16 protein-coding genes and 1 tRNA gene are annotated in these 15,350 nt (G+C 63.0%); 11 read left to right on the forward strand and 6 right to left on the reverse strand.

Features of this window, described 5'->3' with window-relative positions:
- Positions 1 to 65: 65 nt before the first annotated feature.
- The 3 genes from AB4Z43_RS25660 to tkt form a co-directional block, all read right to left on the reverse strand.
- Entirely contained in the window at positions 66 to 1,949 is a 1,884-nt protein-coding gene (locus AB4Z43_RS25660) for a potassium/proton antiporter (protein WP_064981122.1), read from the reverse strand.
- 197 nt (positions 1,950 to 2,146) lie between these two features.
- Positions 2,147 to 3,157, reverse strand: a complete 1,011-nt coding sequence (gene gap, locus AB4Z43_RS25665) for a type I glyceraldehyde-3-phosphate dehydrogenase (protein ID WP_038650127.1) — start codon at positions 3,155 to 3,157, stop codon at positions 2,147 to 2,149.
- A 212-nt stretch (positions 3,158 to 3,369) separates the two neighbouring features.
- Complete coding sequence (gene tkt / locus AB4Z43_RS25670) at positions 3,370 to 5,361, reverse strand: transketolase (protein ID WP_038650124.1); 1,992 nt, start codon at positions 5,359 to 5,361, stop codon at positions 3,370 to 3,372.
- Positions 5,362 to 5,623: 262 nt separating this feature from the next.
- Between tkt and AB4Z43_RS25675 the strand changes: the two genes are divergently transcribed.
- The 4 genes from AB4Z43_RS25675 (at position 5,624) to AB4Z43_RS25690 (ending at position 8,106) form a co-directional block, all read left to right on the forward strand.
- Positions 5,624 to 5,896, forward strand: a complete 273-nt coding sequence (locus AB4Z43_RS25675) for a DUF4164 domain-containing protein (protein ID WP_006200774.1) — start codon at positions 5,624 to 5,626, stop codon at positions 5,894 to 5,896.
- A 10-nt stretch (positions 5,897 to 5,906) separates the two neighbouring features.
- Positions 5,907 to 6,269, forward strand: coding sequence for a cell division protein ZapA (locus AB4Z43_RS25680; RefSeq protein WP_010911917.1), 363 nt, complete (start codon positions 5,907 to 5,909; stop codon positions 6,267 to 6,269).
- A gap of 163 nt (positions 6,270 to 6,432) precedes the next feature.
- A complete protein-coding gene (locus tag AB4Z43_RS25685; protein WP_019861622.1) occupies positions 6,433 to 7,092 on the forward strand; it encodes a peroxiredoxin in 660 nt (219 codons plus the stop codon).
- A gap of 141 nt (positions 7,093 to 7,233) precedes the next feature.
- The gene (locus AB4Z43_RS25690; protein ID WP_081295891.1) at positions 7,234 to 8,106 is read left to right on the forward strand and encodes an MBL fold metallo-hydrolase; all 873 of its coding nucleotides are present in this window, start codon (positions 7,234 to 7,236) and stop codon (positions 8,104 to 8,106) included.
- Between the two features lie 285 nt (positions 8,107 to 8,391).
- Here AB4Z43_RS25690 and rpoH read toward each other — a convergent pair whose 3' ends face one another.
- Together rpoH and AB4Z43_RS25700 are read right to left on the reverse strand one after the other, a co-directional pair.
- The gene (rpoH, locus tag AB4Z43_RS25695) at positions 8,392 to 9,303 is read right to left on the reverse strand and encodes an RNA polymerase sigma factor RpoH (RefSeq protein ID WP_019861619.1); all 912 of its coding nucleotides are present in this window, start codon (positions 9,301 to 9,303) and stop codon (positions 8,392 to 8,394) included.
- 213 nt (positions 9,304 to 9,516) lie between these two features.
- Positions 9,517 to 10,572, reverse strand: a complete 1,056-nt coding sequence (locus tag AB4Z43_RS25700) for an RluA family pseudouridine synthase (RefSeq protein ID WP_441939432.1) — start codon at positions 10,570 to 10,572, stop codon at positions 9,517 to 9,519.
- A 25-nt stretch (positions 10,573 to 10,597) separates the two neighbouring features.
- Between AB4Z43_RS25700 and AB4Z43_RS25705 the strand changes: the two genes are divergently transcribed.
- The 7 genes from AB4Z43_RS25705 (at position 10,598) to AB4Z43_RS25735 (ending at position 14,806) form a co-directional block, all read left to right on the forward strand.
- Positions 10,598 to 10,999: a fimbrial protein gene (locus AB4Z43_RS25705; protein ID WP_441939434.1), complete on the forward strand. Its 402-nt coding sequence runs from the start codon at positions 10,598 to 10,600 to the stop codon at positions 10,997 to 10,999.
- 52 nt (positions 11,000 to 11,051) lie between these two features.
- The gene (locus AB4Z43_RS25710) at positions 11,052 to 11,459 is read left to right on the forward strand and encodes a VOC family protein (RefSeq protein ID WP_019861616.1); all 408 of its coding nucleotides are present in this window, start codon (positions 11,052 to 11,054) and stop codon (positions 11,457 to 11,459) included.
- 90 nt (positions 11,460 to 11,549) lie between these two features.
- A tRNA-Glu gene (locus AB4Z43_RS25715) sits at positions 11,550 to 11,624 on the forward strand.
- A gap of 203 nt (positions 11,625 to 11,827) precedes the next feature.
- Entirely contained in the window at positions 11,828 to 12,217 is a 390-nt protein-coding gene (locus AB4Z43_RS25720; protein WP_196774170.1) for a hypothetical protein, read from the forward strand.
- 459 nt (positions 12,218 to 12,676) lie between these two features.
- A complete protein-coding gene (locus AB4Z43_RS25725) occupies positions 12,677 to 13,258 on the forward strand; it encodes a VOC family protein (RefSeq protein WP_019861615.1) in 582 nt (193 codons plus the stop codon).
- A 28-nt stretch (positions 13,259 to 13,286) separates the two neighbouring features.
- Positions 13,287 to 14,168: a glutathione S-transferase family protein gene (locus AB4Z43_RS25730; RefSeq protein ID WP_038650121.1), complete on the forward strand. Its 882-nt coding sequence runs from the start codon at positions 13,287 to 13,289 to the stop codon at positions 14,166 to 14,168.
- 269 nt (positions 14,169 to 14,437) lie between these two features.
- Entirely contained in the window at positions 14,438 to 14,806 is a 369-nt protein-coding gene (locus AB4Z43_RS25735) for a hypothetical protein (protein ID WP_051726875.1), read from the forward strand.
- A 31-nt stretch (positions 14,807 to 14,837) separates the two neighbouring features.
- Here the strand turns inward: AB4Z43_RS25735 and AB4Z43_RS25740 are convergent, their stop codons facing one another.
- Complete coding sequence (locus tag AB4Z43_RS25740; protein WP_019861612.1) at positions 14,838 to 15,053, reverse strand: hypothetical protein; 216 nt, start codon at positions 15,051 to 15,053, stop codon at positions 14,838 to 14,840.
- Positions 15,054 to 15,350 lie beyond the last annotated feature (297 nt).

A 15,350-nucleotide genomic window follows, 5' to 3' on the forward strand; every position in this document is an offset into this window, starting at 1 on the left:
GCGGGCGGGAACATAGTCCGTGAAGATCGCCCGGTATGACGGGGCAGGGCCAGCGATCGCCCTTCTCAGCTCCCGGTCGTGGCTTTTTCAACCGGCGGCTTGGGGGCGTCTTCGGCCTGTGCCGCCGCTTCCTGCGTCTCGGTCGGCTTGCGCCAATTGCGGATGAAGGCGCCGAGGCGGTCGCCCATCTCGCCGGCACTCAGGAACACCGGCACCCGCGCCACCGGCGCGGTCGGCTCGAAGGAAAGACCGAGACCCGTGATCCTGCCCTTGTCGTCGACATCCCTGACGATCAGCTCGATCGAGCCGATCAGCACGCGATCGGCATATTCGGCATGGCCGCCGAGCCGCGCCGTGACCAGAGCGCCGACGGTGAGCTTCTGCTCCGCCTCGGTCAGGCCCGGTGCGTAGGCGGCTTCCAGTTCGGCGCCGGAGCGTGCCGGGTCGACGGCGAAGGCGCCGAAGAAATCGGCATCTTCCGGGTCGACCACCGCGCGGCTGGCGAATAGCTTGTCGAGCAGGCGCGGATAGCGGTCCGGCACGAAAATGTAGACCTGGTCGCCGGCGGCGAGGCGGCCCATGTCCTGGAAACGCATGGAGCGGCCGTCGCGCAGCACCAGGGAGGGCCGCGCCCAGCGCGGAATGCGCTCGCCGCGCGCCACCGGGCTGCCATGCGCCACGCGATAGGCAAGGAGCTCGTGGTGGGCGGAGCCGGGGAGTTCGAGTTCGACCTTGTCGAGTGGGCCAAGGCGGGCCGGCACGATGAGGCCAAGGCGACGCGCCAGCGGGCCGACCGTCCAGCCCTGGATGACAAGCGACACCAGCACGATGATGAAGGCGGCGTTGAAGATGGTACGGCCGTTTTCCAGCCCGCCAAGCAATGGGGTGATGGCGAGCAGGATCGAGACGGCGCCGCGCAGGCCGACCCAGGAGACGAAGGCGACTTCGGGGCGCGGCAGGCGGAACGGGATCAGGCAGAGCCAGACAGCGATCGGGCGGGCGATAAACATCAGGAAAAGGCCAAGCGCTATCGCCGGCACCATGATCGCCGGAAATTGCGAAGGGGTGGCGAACAGGCCGAGGATCAGGAACATGATGATCTGCGCCAGCCATGACATGCCGTCCTGGAAACGCTTCAGGATGGTGACGGCGCGGATGTCGGAATTGCCGGCAATGAGGCCGGCGATATAGACCGCCAAGAAACCGGAGCCGCCGATGGCGCCGGCGGCGGCGAAGACCATCAGCGACAGCGTCAGCACGAAGATCGGCAGCAGGCCGTGGTCGAGATTGAGCCGGTCGACGAGACGCACGATGGCAAGGCCGCCGAGTGCGCCGACGACGGCGCCAAGGCCCATATTGACGAGGAAGCCGAGGATCAGGCTGGTGACCAGGACATTGGTTTCGGGGTTGGCATGGGCGGCGATGACCTCGACCAGGGTGATGGTCAGGAAGATGGCGATCGGGTCGTTGGTGCCGGATTCCACTTCGAGCGTCGAGCGCACGCGCTCACGCAGATTGATCTCGCCGGCGCGCAGCAGGAAGAACACCGCCGCGGCGTCGGTCGAAGCGACGGCGGCGCCGAGCAGGAAGGATTCCAGCCAGGTAAGGTCAAGCAGATAGTAGGCCGCGGCGCCGAACAGGCCCGTGGTGAGAAGCACGCCGAAGGTCGCCAGCGACAGCGCCGGGCCGGCCGCCTGCCGCAAGGCGTTGAGCGGCGTGCCGAAGCCGGAATCGAACAGGATGACCGCCAGCGCCAGTGAGCCGGCAAAATAGGCGATGCGGGCATTGTCGAATTCGATGCCGAGGCCGTCGGTTCCGGTGGCGAGCCCGATGCAAAGAAAGAGCAGCAGGAGGGGGGCACCGAAGCGGAAGGCGATCAGGCTCGAAAACGCGGCGGCGACAACGAGCGCCGTGCCGACCAGCGTGACGAGATAGATCGCATGCTCCATCCGTGATTTGCCCCTCAAATTCCTTTGTCTTCTCGCTTTACGGGAGAGTGGGGCGAAGGCATGGCCAGTGCAAGGCGCGGGGGTGGTTTTTTGGGGCGAGCCGTTGATTTTCCGGTGGTTCGGCGTTGCTGCTCAGGCAAATGAAAAACGCCCGGACGAAGCCGGGCGTTTCAGGTGTCGAGAAGACGGGTCCGCGATCAGGCGATGGTCTTGCCGAAGGCGACGGCGGTGTCGCCCATGCGGTTGGAGAAGCCCCACTCATTGTCGTACCAGGACAGCACCGAAACGAAGTTGCCGTCCATCACCTTCGTCTGGTCGAGCGCCATGATCGAGGAACGCGGATCATGGTTGAAGTCGATCGAGACATTCGGGTGATGGGTGACGCCGAGAATGCCCTTCAGCTTGCCGTTGGAGGCGGCGATGACCGCTTCGTTGATTTCCTGCACCGTGGTGGCGCGCTTGGCGATGAACTTGAAGTCGACGACCGAAACGTTCGGGGTCGGCACGCGGATCGAGATGCCGTCGAGCTTGCCCTTGAGGTCGGGGAGCACGAGGCCGATCGCCTTGGCCGCACCGGTCGAGGTCGGAATCTGCGACAGGGCCGCTGCACGGGCGCGGTAGAGATCCTTGTGCATGGTGTCCAGCGTCGGCTGGTCGCCGGTGTAGGAATGGATGGTCGTCATCATGCCTTTTTCGATGCCGACCGTCTCGTGCAGCACGGCGGCCAGCGGCGCCAGGCAGTTGGTGGTGCAGGACGCGTTCGAGATGACGATATGGTCCTTGCTCAGCTTGTCGTGGTTGATGCCGTAGACCACGGTCAGGTCGGCGCCATCGGCAGGTGCGGAGACCAGAACGCGCTTGGCGCCGGCGGTCAGGTGCGCGGCGGCCTTGTCGCGGGCGGTGAAGATGCCGGTGCATTCGAGCGCGATGTCGACGCCGAGCTCCTTCCACGGCAGCTGCGTCGGATCCTTGATGGCGGTGACCTTGAACTTTTCCTTTCCGACGGTGATCTGATCGCCGGACACCGACACTTCATGCGGGAAACGGCCGTGCACGCTGTCGTAGCGCAGCAGGTGCGCATTGGTCTCGACCGGGCCGAGATCGTTGACGGCGACGACGTCGATGTCCTTGCGGCCGGATTCATGGATGGCGCGCAGGATGTTGCGGCCGATGCGGCCGAATCCGTTGATGGCAACTCTGACGGTCATTTCTCTCTCCCTGGGAGCTGGAAGGCTGACGATGGGTCCGCAGCTTCATAGCGGCGGACGGCCAAAGAATCCAGCCAAAGCGACGCAGATTTAAATCGATTAGGTTGGGCCAGTCCGGCGAAATCGCTTTGCGCGGCTTCGCCGGGGCATTTTTGTTTTGTGCATGCCGTTACCCCAAAACCGCGACACGGTTTTGGGCGACGTGCACGGCCTTACTTGGCGTGCAGGCGGGCTTCCGCCGCCTTGGCCGCCGCCTCGGCGGTGATGCCGAAATGCGGGTAAAGCTGTTCGATCGTGCCCGAGGCGCCGAAGCCGGTCATGCCGACGAAGATGCCGTCCGAGCCGATGAGATGATCCCAGCCCTGGCGGATGCCGGCTTCGATCGCCATCTTGATCGGCGCGTTGCCGATCGTCTTCTTGCGATAGTCGTCGCTCTGCTTGTCGAACAGTTCGAAGCAAGGCACCGACACGACGCGGGTCGGGTGGCCGTGCTTCTCGAGCAGGTCGCGGGCGCCGAGCGCGATCTCGACCTCGGAGCCGGTGGCGAAGATCGTCACCGCCGCCTCGCCGCTGGCCGCGGCCAGTTCGTAAGCGCCCTGGCTGCTGAGGTTGTTGGCCGAATGCTCGGTGCGCACGGTCGGCAGGTTCTGTCGGGTCAGCGCCAGCGTCGACGGCGTCTTTTCGGATTCGAGCGCGATCTGCCAGCATTCCGCGGTCTCCACCGCGTCGGCGGGGCGGAAGACATTGTGGTTGGGAATGGCGCGCAGGGCCGCCAGGTGCTCGACCGGCTGGTGGGTCGGGCCGTCTTCGCCCAGACCAATGGAATCATGGGTCATGACGAAGATCGAGCGGATGCCCATCAGCGAGGACAGCCGCATCGACGGGCGGGCATAGTCGGAGAAGCACATGAAGGTACCGCCATAGGCGATGAGGCCGCCATGCAGCGTCAGGCCGTTGATGGCCGCCGCCATGCCGTGCTCGCGGATGCCGTAGTGGACATAGCGCTGGCCGTAATCGTCCGGCGTGATGTTTTTGGTCTGGCTGGTCTTGGTGTTGTTGGAGCCGGTCAGGTCGGCGGAGCCGCCGATGGTCTCCGGCACGGCGCCGTTGATGACCTCAAGCGCCATTTCCGACGATTTGCGGGTGGCGACCTTCGGCTTGTCGGCCGAGAGCTTCTTCTTGTAGTCGGCGATGACGGCGTCGAAATTGGACGGCAGCTTGCCGGCGAGGCGGCGCTCGAACTCGGCCTTCAGCTTCGGCTCTGCCTTGGCGAGACGGCCTTCCCAGTCGGCGCGCGGCTTGGCACCGGCCTTGCCGGCGGCGCGCCAGGCATCGAGGATGTCGGCCGGAATCTCGAAGGGCGGCGATTCCCAGTTGAAGAACTTGCGCGCGCCGGCGATCTCGTCGGCACCGAGCGGCGAGCCGTGCGCCTTGTTGGTGCCGGCCTTGGTCGGGGCGCCGAAGCCGATGGTCGTCTTGCAGGCGATCATCGTCGGCTTGTCGGAATGGCGGGCCGCCTCGATGGCATAGGCGATGGCTTCCGGATCGGTGCCGTCGATATGGCTGGCGTTCCAGCCGGAGGCCTGGAAGCGAGCGACCTGGTCGGTGTTGTCGGCGAGCGAAACCGGGCCGTCGATCGAGATGTTATTGTTGTCCCAGAAGACGATCAGCTTGTTGAGCTTGAGATGCCCCGCCAACGCGATGGCTTCCTGGGAAACGCCTTCCATCAGGCAGCCGTCGCCGGCCAGCACATAGGTGTAATGGCTGACCAGGTCGTTGCCGAAGGCAGCGTTCATGATGCGCTCGCCGAGCGCGAAGCCGACCGAATTGGCGAGGCCCTGGCCGAGCGGGCCGGTCGTCGTCTCGATGCCGGTGGCGTGGCCGTATTCGGGATGGCCGGCGGTCTTGGAGCCGAGTTGGCGGAAGTGCTTGATCTGGTCGAGGGTCATGTCCTCGTAACCGGTCAGATGCAGCAGCGAATAGAGCAACATCGAGCCATGGCCCGCCGACAGGATGAAGCGGTCGCGGTCGGGCCAGTGCGGGGCCTTGGGATCGTACTTCAGGAAGCGGGTGAACAGCACCGTGGCAATGTCGGCGCAGCCCATGGGCAGGCCGGGATGGCCGGAATTGGCCTTCTCGACGGCATCCATGGAGAGAAAGCGGATCGCATTGGCCATCCGGTCATGTTGTTCACGCGACGTCATGGTTCCTCCAAAGGTGGGGGTTTGGGGGCTTGGGAGCGCCCTTGAAAAGGTGCGCGACACATAGCAGGCGCGGGCTTTTAGTCAACAAATCGGGCGCAGATTTGCCGGTCTTGTGATGCTGACTGTGGCCCTACATTAGCGTTAGCAGGGGACAGTCGCGAGAGCTTTGTTGACGTTGCCTTCACCCGGTGCCTAATGTTTCAGGGATAACGCGTTCTGAACGCGAACGATTCGGTGATGGGCAGGGCACAGGACGAAGGCCATGACCGGGGAAACCACACTCAAGGAAGTCATCGCCAGGCTGGGCAAGGCCATCGAGGGGCTGGAAAACGCCGTCGCGGCCAAGCTGGAGCATGAACGCGATTACTCGGAAGCCGAGGCCGAGGTGCAGCGGATGAATGCCGACCGCTCCAGGCTGGCGCAGGAACTCGACAATTCCGAAGCGCGCGCCGAACGGCTGGAGGACGCCAACAAGGAAGTATCGCGACGGCTGGTGACCGCCATGGAAACCATCCGCGCCGTGTTGGACAGATAGGAGCTGGCCCATGGCACAGGTCACGGTTTCAATCGACGGCAAACAGTATCGGATGGCCTGCGACGAAGGCCAGGAAGAGCATCTGATCGACCTCGCCGAACGCTTCGACCGTTATGTCTCGCATCTGAAGGATTCTTTCGGTGAGATCGGCGACCAGCGGCTGACCGTCATGGCCGGCATCATGGTGATGGACGAACTCTCGGAACTGCAGAAGCGCGTCAAGGGCATGGAAAGCGAAGTGCTGACCTTACGCAAGACGCGCGACGAGGCGCTGACCAAGGCCGACAAGAGCGACAGCGTGCTGACCAACGCGCTTGGCGCGCTGGCGCAGCGGATGGAAGACCTCGCCACGTCGCTGGCCGTGAAATCCTAGACTTTCGCGACGCCGACAGCGAAATTTCCATATTCCCCAAGAAATGGCGAAAATTTTTCGCGGCCTGCATCACTGCCGGCGACCGCACCGTTTTGAAGGTCGCCGATGGAGTGGTAAAAGGGTGGCCGCCCGCCAACGAGCGGCATTCACAGGGGTAGGAACCATGAGCCTTCGTATCAACGACATCGCGCCGGATTTCACGGCCGAGACCACGCAGGGGACGATCAGCTTTCACGACTGGATCGGTGACGGTTGGGCAATCCTCTTCAGCCACCCGAAGAATTTCACACCGGTCTGCACCACCGAGCTCGGCACGATGGCCGGGCTGGAAGGCGAGTTCAAGAAACGCAACGTCAAGATCATCGGCATCTCCGTCGATCCGGTTGCGAGCCACGACAAATGGCAGGCCGACATCAAGACGGCGACCGGCCAGACGGTGCACTATCCGCTGATCGGCGACAAGGACCTCAAGGTCGCCAAGCTCTACGACATGCTGCCCGCCGGCGCCGGTGAGACCTCCGAAGGCCGCACGCCGGCCGACAACGCCACCGTGCGCTCGGTCTATGTCATCGGGCCGGACAAGAAGATCAAGCTGGTGCTGACCTATCCGATGACCACGGGCCGCAACTTCGACGAGATCCTGCGCGCGGTCGATTCCATGCAGCTCACCGCCAAGCATCAGGTGGCGACGCCGGCAAACTGGAAGCAGGGTGAGGACGTCATCATCACCGCTGCCGTTTCCAACGAAGATGCGATCAAGCGTTTCGGCGCCTTTGAGACCATCCTGCCTTATCTCAGGAAGACCAAACAGCCGTCCGCCTGAAGCGGACGCCGGAACGGTTTTTGCCTTTTCCGCCCTTGCGGGCCAAGTCATGCTTGACTGGCCCGCAAGGGTGGACAACCATACTCCTGTTGGAGCCTGGCGGAGAAAAACGTTCCTGCTGGCTGGGTTGGGGAGTTCGGTTTGGACTTGGCTTTGGCAAAACCTGAGGTCAGGGGCTTTTACGACAAGCCGACCGGTGCCATTCAGTATGTCGTCACCGATCCGGCGACAAGGCGATGCGCCATCATCGATCCGATCCTCGACTTCGACGAGAAATCCGGCGCGACGGGTACGAAGAGCGCGGATGCCCTGCTCGATTTCGTCGGGGAGAACGGGCTGAAGCCCGAGTGGATCCTCGACACCCATCCGCATGCCGATCATTTCTCGGCCGCGCACTATCTGAAACGCAAGACCGGGGCGCGGACGGCGATCGGTAACAGGATCGTCGACGTCCAGAACCTGTGGAAGGCGATCTACAACTGGCCGGATTTTCCCGCCGACGGTTCGCAGTGGGACAGGCTGTTCAGGGAAGGCGAGACGTTTCGGATCGGCAGCCTACCGGTCCATGTGCTGTTCTCGCCGGGACATACGCTGGCCTCGATCACCTATGTGGCTGGCGACGCCGCCTTCGTGCACGACACGCTGTTCATGCCCGACAGCGGCACGGCGCGAGCTGATTTCCCCGGCGGCAGTGCCGCGCGGCTGTGGCGCTCGATCCAGGACATACTGGCGCTGCCCGATGAGACGCGCGTCTTCGTCGGCCATGACTATCAGGCCGGTGGCCGCGAGCCCTTGTGGGAGAGCACGGTTGGCCTGCAGAAGGCCAAGAACATCCATCTTGTCGCCGCGCACAGCGAGGCCGAATTCGTGGCGCTGCGCGAGGCTCGCGACAGAACATTGCCGATGCCGCGGCTGATCCTGCACGCGCTGCAGGTCAACATGAATGGCGGCCGGCTGCCGGAGCCGGAAGCCAATGGCCGACGGTATCTGAAGTTTCCGCTGGATGCGCTGTGAAAGTGACGCGCCGCGCGGGTAGTCCCTTCTCCCCGTCATTATACGGGGAGAAGGTGGCGGCAGCCGGATGAGGGGCGGCGCCAACGTCCGTTATGATCGCGCCGCTGGCTCTGTGGCTGTAAACCCGCAATCCCGGCGCTGCCCCTCATTGTCCCGCCGGACATTTCTCCCTGTATAGTGACGGGGAGAAATGTCGGCTGCGCCGGTTTCGCCAAATCGCTGGCGTCACAAAAAACGGCGTCAGTTTCCTGACGCCGCCTTGATGTTTTGTCGCCGAAGCTGGGCTTAAGCCGCCGGCTGAGCCTCGATGGTGCGCAGTGCCTGGGTCTGGCGCTTGGCGGCGGCCTTGACGGCATCCTGCACCTTCTCGAAGGCGCGCACCTCGATCTGGCGCACGCGCTCGCGGCTGATGTCGAACTCGGCCGACAGCTCTTCCAGCGTCAGCGGCTCCTCGGCGAGGCGACGGGCCTCGAATATGCGCCGCTCGCGCTCGTTGAGCACGGCAAGAGCGCCCGACAGCATGCCGCGCCGGTTTTCCAGCTCGTCCTGCTCGATCAGCATCTCTTCCTGGCTTTCGTGGTCGTCGACCAGCCAGTCCTGCCATTCGCCGGACTCACCTTCCGTCGCCCGGATCGGCGCGTTGAGCGAAGCATCACCGGACAGGCGGCGGTTCATCGACACCACCTCGGCTTCGGAAACGTTCAGCCGCGTGGCGATCTCGGCGATCTGGTCGGGCTTGAGGTCACCGTCATCCAGCGCCTGGATCTTGCCCTTCACCTTGCGCAGGTTGAAGAACAGACGCTTCTGGTTGGCGGTCGTGCCCATCTTGACCAGGCTCCACGAGCGCAGGATATACTCCTGGATCGAGGCCTTGATCCACCACATGGCGTAGGTCGCGAGGCGGAAACCGCGCTCGGGTTCGAATTTCTTGACGGCCTGCATCAGGCCGACATTGCCTTCCGAGATCACCTCGCCGATCGGCAGGCCGTAGCCGCGATAGCCCATGGCGATCTTGGCGACGAGCCGCAAATGGCTGGTGACGAGCTTGTGCGCGGCGGACGTGTCTTCATGCTCGGCATAACGCTTGGCGAGCATGTACTCTTCCTGCGGCTGAAGCATGGGAAAGCGGCGGATTTCTTCCAGGTAGCGGCTGAGGCCGCCTTCGCCGGAAACAATACTAGGTAGTGACTGGGCCATGATAGCGCCCCCTCTCTATTGGAGTGATGCCCCCGAAACGCGGCGGGCATGTGACGCGAACACCAAAAGGCTCGCTCGCGGCATAAGGTCTTATATAGGAACAAAACCAGAAAAGACAGGCATTTGTTCAACACGAAACAGTGTGTCACGCTGAAGTGAACAATGCCAGTCAGGTTTTTTGATGGCTGGTTTCGAGCTTGTTGAAGGCGGGGTTTAGAGATTGCGAAAGCCGCTGACGAGTTCCTCCATGTCCCCCGGGATCGGCGCCTCGAACCTCACCAGTAGATGGGTATCGGGATGGCGAAATGCAAGGAGCCAGGCATGCAAAGCTTGCCGTGAAAATGCGTTGACCTGACTTTTCAGGGGTTCCGGCAGCCGGTTGGCCTTGGTGCGGAAGGCCTGGCCGTAGTCGGGGTCGCCGATGACCGGGTGGCCGATATGGGCCATATGGACACGGATCTGGTGGGTCCGGCCGGTTTCCAGCCGGCATTCGACCAGGCTGGCGGTGGCGAATTCCTGCTGTTTTTCGCCGAAACGCTCCTGAACGGCAAAGTGGGTGACGGCATGGCGGGCATCGTCGCGGCCTTCCGGCACCACGGCGCGGCGCACCCGGTCGGCGGCGCGGCCAAGCGGCGCGTCGACCGTTCCGGTCGGCCGCTGCGGTATGCCCCAGACCAGCGCCAGATAGGCGCGTTCGAGATCGCCGGTCCGGCCGTGATCGGCGAAGGCCTCCGACAGCGCCTTGTGGGCGCGGTCGGTCTTGGCCACCACCATGACGCCGCTGGTCTCCTTGTCGAGGCGGTGGACGATGCCCGGCCGGCGCACCCCGCCAATGCCAGACAGGCTGTCGCCGCAGTGATGGATCAGAGCGTTGACCAGCGTGCCGGTCCAGTTGCCGGCGCCGGGGTGCACGACCAGCCCCGCCGGCTTGTTGATGACGATCAGCGCGTCGTCCTCATAGAGCACCTCGAGCGCGATGGCCTCGCCCTGCGGCGCGGCCGGCTCCGGTTCCGGCATGGCGACCGACACGCTTTCGCCCGGGATCATCTTGCGCTTGGTCTCGTCGGCCGGCTTGCCGTCGATGCTCACAGCGCCTTGCCTGATCAGCATCTGCACGCGGCTGCGCGACATATCAGGGCCGAGGCTGGCCGCCAGCCATTGGTCGAGGCGCTGGCCGGCCGCATCCGCGCCCACCACCAGCACCGTCGGTTCGGCCGCGATGAATCGATCCTCTATCAATTCGGGGGCCTCTTCGTTATGAGCGCTCATCGAAAACCGTTCCGGAATATTTGCCATGGCCCGGCCCGATGCCGACGAAGACTCTTTTGCTGCCAAAGGCGGGGAAAAGCCACTCGACCCCGAGGTCGAAAAGATGCGTGGCAAGCTCGTCCGCTTCATGGCCATCAATCTCGGCCTGCTGTTGCTGGCTCTTATGGTGGTGATCGCGGCGATTGTCTACAAAGCCCGCAAGGCACCGCCGGCAAGCCCGCCGCTGGCCGGTGACATCCAGGTGCCGGCCGACGAGCTGCTCAGCGGCGACATCGTGCTGCCGGTCGGGGCGAAAGTGGTCAGCCAGTCGCTGTCCGGCAATCGCATCTCCATCGACGCCGAGCTTGCCGACGGCGGCCGTGCGATCTTCGTCTATGATATCGCCGAGCGCCGCCTGATTGGGCAGTTCGCAATTCGCAGCAAATGACCGGCGGCAATGCAACAAGCAAGTTTGCCGCAGAAATGAACAGGCCTCAGTCATGACAGGCTTCGCCGGACATCGTCGTGTCGCGACCGTGGCGCTGGTCGTCGCCAATTATGACGAGGCGATCGCCTGGTATGTCGGGCGGTTGGGTTTCCTGCTCCTCGAGGACGTCGATCTCGGCGGCGGCAAGCGCTGGGTCACGGTCGCGCCGGCCAACGGGCAGGGCGCCAGGCTGCTGCTGGCGGAGGCGTCCGACGAGGCGCAAAGGAAAAGTATCGGCAACCAGACAGGCGGCCGGGTCTTCCTGTTCCTCGAAACCGACGACTTTGCGCGCGACCATGCGGCGATGCTGGACAACGGTGTCGAATTCCGCGAGGCGCCGCGTTTCGAACCCTATGGCACGGTCGCGGTTTTCGCCGATCTGCACGGCAATCTCTGGGACCTGATCGAACCGAAACGCTAGGCTTGCGGCCAGCTTTTCTTCGATGTGGTAAAGCTGGCCAACCCCAGTTGCTTTTTCCCAGCCGTCAGCCTATATCGCCGGTTCTTGAGCGCGCCCATCGTCTAGCGGTCAGGACACCGCCCTCTCACGGCGGGAACAGGGGTTCGATTCCCCTTGGGCGTACCAAGCTTCCTTCTGGCTACATTGGCAACTTTTATGGCTCGGCTCCCGCCGAGCATGCGCCTGACCGGACGCTGACTGTCAATGGCATCGCTCACCTTGCGCGAGGAAGGTACAGGGATGATGATGACAGCCCGCAGGCCCAGTCGTATCGATCGACCAAGACCTGCGCCGACTTCCAGGGGCCTGTCAAAATAGATGTTGCCTTCATGATCGACACACCCAAGCGTCAGGACCCCGATGAGACCAACGAGCGGGGTTTGCAGGCGATTGAGGCGCGTAGAGTTCCCTTGCCCGTCGGCTACCGACAGGGTGTGATCTCCGCGATCACCGTGTTGCTCGGGTTTTCGCTTCTTTTCCTGCGGTATTGGAATTTCGAAGCTGATGGCGGATGGACGACGGCCTCGATCCTGGCGACGCTGCTGCTCGCGCTGTCCATCGTCCTCCAACTCGTCGCACTGTGGCGTTCGCTGCTCCCGCGCGACGACGACGAGCCGGTCTATCAGGTCACGCTGCGCTGGTTCCTCGCCTCGATCATCGCTCTCCTTGCGGGCGTGCTGCTGGCCGGGCTGATCGCTTCGCACGTCTTCAATTTTTGATCGGCGCAATGCCGGGCCGGTCGACCATCGGCTATGCGCCGTAAGGTTGTCGTGTCGACTGCACGGAAAAGCCCCGCCGACCGGGAGTCAAGCGGGGCCCTTGGAGTAGCCGCAAAGGGGACTAGCTTCGGACTACTCATTGATCCGTAGGATCATCTTCAATGTAGTCCACACGAAGAGATGCCGCATCGCTCGAATAAATGAAGGAAACAACCCTTTCCACATTTCAAGGCCATTCTTTCTACGAATTAGATGGCCTGCACAATATTCGAGGACGCAGCTTTGCGACCAGGAGCGGTTTCACCGTCCTGCAAAGATGGGACTTGCCGCTTCTGGCGCGGCGAGGCCGATTGCATTAGCATCAGGTGATGGATCTTAGAGGCACGGTTCAAACGGCGCGCAGAACGCCGGGTGCCAGGCAGATCCTGACGACCAATCGATGCCGCGGGGAGAAGGCCAATGCAGAAACTGCAAGCGCAAGGCGTCCACCACATCACGCTGGTCGGCGCCGGGCGCCAGACCTCGATCGATTTCTGGGAAGGCGTGCTCGGCATGCCTTTCATCTTCGAGCAGCCCAACCTCGACAAGGCCAGCGAGAGCCATCTCTATTTCGATCCGGGCGACGGCCGGCTGATCACCATCTTCACCGATGAGAGCCGCGTGCCGCAGAAGCGACGCACGCCGACCGACCCGGGCTGCGTCCACCACATCGCGTTCGCGGTGTCGCGGGTCACCTTCCTGCAGGCGGTCGCCCGGCTCGACGAGCGCGGCATCAAGCACAGCGGCGTCAAGGATCGCGGCTTCATGGATTCGATCTATTTCGAGGATCCACTCGGCCTGCTGATCGAACTCGCTTCCTACCGCTTCGAGCCGCCGGCGGGTTTCACCCATGCCGATGTGCTGATGCAGGCGCACAGGCTGCGTGTCGGGCGCGGCGACTACAACATCGCCGAGGTGCATCTTGCGGACGCGATCCAGGCGCTTGTCGAGAGCTCCCGTGCGACCTTGTCGGACGACCGGGCGCCGAAGAATCCATACTGACGGCCAACAAAACAAAGGGAGGACAAACATGGCAAAGACAGTGACCAAGAGTGCTGGGAAATCGGCTGCCAAGGCAAAGGCAAAAGCAGCCGCGAAGCCGGCAGTGAAGGCAGCCGCAAAGGCCGCACCGAAGGTGGCCGCGAAAGCCGCAGCAAAACCGGCGGCGCAAAAGCCGGCGCCCAAGACCGCCAAGGCCAAGCCGGCGAAAAAGCCGGCGTTGAAGCTCAGCATGCTGAAGCCGAGCGTCAACAACATGACAGTGCGGGTGTTTGCTCGCGCGGCCGGGTTCGACGCCGCCGAGACCGACGCCTGGGGCCACACGCGTTCGCCCGAATATCTGGCGCGCAATCCGGCGCATCTGACGCCGATGATCGAGGACAAGGGGTTGCCCAGGGGCGTGCTCTGGGAAAGCTGCGCCATCATGCAGTATCTCGCCAACAAGCACGGGCTGGAGAAATTCTATCCCAAGGCGCCGGCCAAGCGGGCGATGATCGACAGCGCCATGTTCTATCTGATCGGTACGCTCTACCCCTATGTGGCGCGCGCCACCTATCCGGCGCTGGGTTTCCCGCAATATGCCGGCGAGGTCGGCCACAGCGATGCCCATCCCGACAAGAAGTCGGAAGCACAGAAGGCCGCGATGGCGGCGATCGCCGAGCCGCTGGAGGTCTTCCATAGCTTCTTCAGGGACGGCAAGCCGTTCATCGGCGGCGCGAACCCGTCGATCGCCGACATAAGGCTGGCGGCGACGCTCGAATTCCTGGCGGTCATCGACTATCCGCTGCCCAAATGGGCGCAGGAGTACATGGCGGCCATCGAGAAGAAGCTCGGCAAGGCCTATGCCGAGCCGGCCGGCGACGTGCGCGGCTATATCGCCTATGTGCGGTCGCAGGCGAAGGCTTCAGCTTAAGGATTCGTTAACCAAAGCCCTGTCTACTGGCGGGAATTCACCGCGCGACCACGGATGTACTGGCGCATATCGGTGTAAGGAAAGGTCGGCTCAGTGCCGGCCTTTTTGCTTTTTCGGACCCGATGCCGGGACATCGCGCGACGGTGACAAGGCAATGCCGGAGCATCAACTTTTCGCGTCGGGATATTGTCATCGCCGACGTTGCCTCTAACATTCCGTTCAGCGGATCCGGCTTGGAACGCCGGCCTGGAGTGAGATGAGGGCTTGCGATGAAATGCGTGGCAATGCTGACGGTCGCCGGTGGAATGCTGGCCGGGACGCTCCTCCCGTCTGAGGCAGCAGTGCTCAATACGATGGATGATGTCGGGGATGCGATCCAGGCCTGCTGGACGCCGCCGGCGGATGCCGGAAATTCGACCGTAACCTTGAGTTTCAGCTTTAAGCGCGACGGCTCGCTGATCGGTCCGCCGCGGCCGACCGCCGCCAAAGTGGCCGGCGATGACAAGGCGCGAAAGGCGTTCATCGACGCGGCCATCGCCGCCGTCAAGAATTGCACGCCTCTGAGTTTGTCACCGGCTTTGGCGCAAGGCATTGGTGGCAACGTCTTCACGTTGCAACTGGTTTCCCCAAAGAAATAGCGGCTGGCGCCGCCGCTTCGGAGCCAATTGCTCAGTGGCTCAGGCGCCGTGCCTTGGCATGCCGGGCCAGATCCGGGGTCTCGAAGACATAGTCGCTCCAGGCCGATTCCGGGATGTGCCCGGCCAGATAGCACTCAAGCAACAGGCTTTCCTCGGGATTGAGCGGTCGTGGCGCGCGCTCGTGATCCAGCCCGAGAGAATGAAAAAGGTTTCTTGTCAGTTCCGACACCGTGAAGTGGATCGACATCTGCGTTCTCCCTATGCCTTCAACGCGGCAGTCAGGCAAAGGTTTCAGCGTCAAGCGTCGGTAACGTCGGATTGATCGTTCGCCCCGAGAGCCACGCCCCGGTGATTCCGATAGTCGCCGGCATGGCTGCTTGGTTTTGTGGTTCGTCTCAATCTTGAAATAAAAATGTAATATCGAATTTACAGGAGCCATTCTACTACACTAAATGAAAGTCTTTTCGATCATGAAAGCTTCAATTATTAGGTATTGCTCATTTATCTGAAGCTTATCCAAGTCGAAAGAATGTGATTCCAGGCT

Source organism: Mesorhizobium sp. 2RAF45 (genome assembly GCF_052115225.1).
Lineage (GTDB): Bacteria > Pseudomonadota > Alphaproteobacteria > Rhizobiales > Rhizobiaceae > Mesorhizobium > Mesorhizobium jarvisii.

What these genes read in the sequence shown, in the direction of transcription:
- AB4Z43_RS25660 (WP_064981122.1), bottom strand. Translation starts at nt 1,949, where the DNA reads ATGGAGCATGCGATCTATCTCGTCACGCTGGTCGGCACGGCGCTCGTT.
- gap (WP_038650127.1), bottom strand. Translation starts at nt 3,157, where the DNA reads ATGACCGTCAGAGTTGCCATCAACGGATTCGGCCGCATCGGCCGCAAC.
- tkt (WP_038650124.1), bottom strand. Translation starts at nt 5,361, where the DNA reads ATGACGTCGCGTGAACAACATGACCGGATGGCCAATGCGATCCGCTTT.
- AB4Z43_RS25675 (WP_006200774.1), top strand. Translation starts at nt 5,624, where the DNA reads ATGACCGGGGAAACCACACTCAAGGAAGTCATCGCCAGGCTGGGCAAG.
- AB4Z43_RS25680 (WP_010911917.1), top strand. Translation starts at nt 5,907, where the DNA reads ATGGCACAGGTCACGGTTTCAATCGACGGCAAACAGTATCGGATGGCC.
- AB4Z43_RS25685 (WP_019861622.1), top strand. Translation starts at nt 6,433, where the DNA reads ATGAGCCTTCGTATCAACGACATCGCGCCGGATTTCACGGCCGAGACC.
- rpoH (WP_019861619.1), bottom strand. Translation starts at nt 9,303, where the DNA reads ATGGCCCAGTCACTACCTAGTATTGTTTCCGGCGAAGGCGGCCTCAGC.
- AB4Z43_RS25700 (WP_441939432.1), bottom strand. Translation starts at nt 10,572, where the DNA reads ATGAGCGCTCATAACGAAGAGGCCCCCGAATTGATAGAGGATCGATTC.
- AB4Z43_RS25705 (WP_441939434.1), top strand. Translation starts at nt 10,598, where the DNA reads ATGGCCCGGCCCGATGCCGACGAAGACTCTTTTGCTGCCAAAGGCGGG.
- AB4Z43_RS25710 (WP_019861616.1), top strand. Translation starts at nt 11,052, where the DNA reads ATGACAGGCTTCGCCGGACATCGTCGTGTCGCGACCGTGGCGCTGGTC.
- AB4Z43_RS25720 (WP_196774170.1), top strand. Translation starts at nt 11,828, where the DNA reads ATGATCGACACACCCAAGCGTCAGGACCCCGATGAGACCAACGAGCGG.
- AB4Z43_RS25725 (WP_019861615.1), top strand. Translation starts at nt 12,677, where the DNA reads ATGCAGAAACTGCAAGCGCAAGGCGTCCACCACATCACGCTGGTCGGC.
- AB4Z43_RS25730 (WP_038650121.1), top strand. Translation starts at nt 13,287, where the DNA reads ATGGCAAAGACAGTGACCAAGAGTGCTGGGAAATCGGCTGCCAAGGCA.
- AB4Z43_RS25735 (WP_051726875.1), top strand. Translation starts at nt 14,438, where the DNA reads ATGAAATGCGTGGCAATGCTGACGGTCGCCGGTGGAATGCTGGCCGGG.
- AB4Z43_RS25740 (WP_019861612.1), bottom strand. Translation starts at nt 15,053, where the DNA reads ATGTCGATCCACTTCACGGTGTCGGAACTGACAAGAAACCTTTTTCAT.